The following is a 502-nucleotide window of genomic DNA, read 5'->3' as shown; positions in this document are numbered from 1 at the left end:
GCAGACGACAGACCTGTCGAGGTCGACGTGGACAACGAAGAAATCGAGCTGTTGGCCGACGACAGACCGGTCGATGTCGAGGTCGACAGCGACGACACCGAGCTATCCGTCGAGCTCAGACCGGTCGACAGCGAGCTGATGCCCGTCGAGGTCGAGGTAGACAGCGAAGAAATCGAGCTGTTGGCCGACGACAGGCCGGTCGACGTCGAGGTCGACAGCGACGACACCGAGCTATCCGTCGAGCTCAGGCCGGTCGACAACGAGGTGATACCCGTCGAGGTCGAAGTGGACAGCGAAGAAATCGAGCTGTTGGCCGACGACAGACCGGTCGACGTCGAGGTCGACAGCGACGTAATCGAGCTGTTCGCGGACGACAGACCCGTCGAGGTCGAGGTCGACAACGAGGAGATTGAGCTATTCGCCGACGACAAGCCGGTCGACGTCGAAGTAGACAGCGACGACACCGAGCTATCCGTCGAGCTCAGACCGGTCGACAACGAGC

The 502-nt window shown here is 61.6% G+C and carries 1 protein-coding gene; it reads left to right on the top strand.

Annotated elements, in window-relative coordinates; genetic code table 11:
- Nucleotides 1-27 precede the first annotated feature (27 nt).
- A partial coding sequence (locus DPV79_RS43185; protein ID WP_208866785.1) for a glycoside hydrolase family 32 protein occupies nt 28-502 on the top strand: 475 nt, incomplete at its 3' end.

Origin of the sequence: Burkholderia reimsis (genome assembly GCF_003294055.1) — a bacterium.
Classification (GTDB): Bacteria; Pseudomonadota; Gammaproteobacteria; order Burkholderiales; family Burkholderiaceae; genus Burkholderia; species Burkholderia cepacia.
This window is presented reverse-complemented; position numbering and strand designations above follow the sequence as displayed.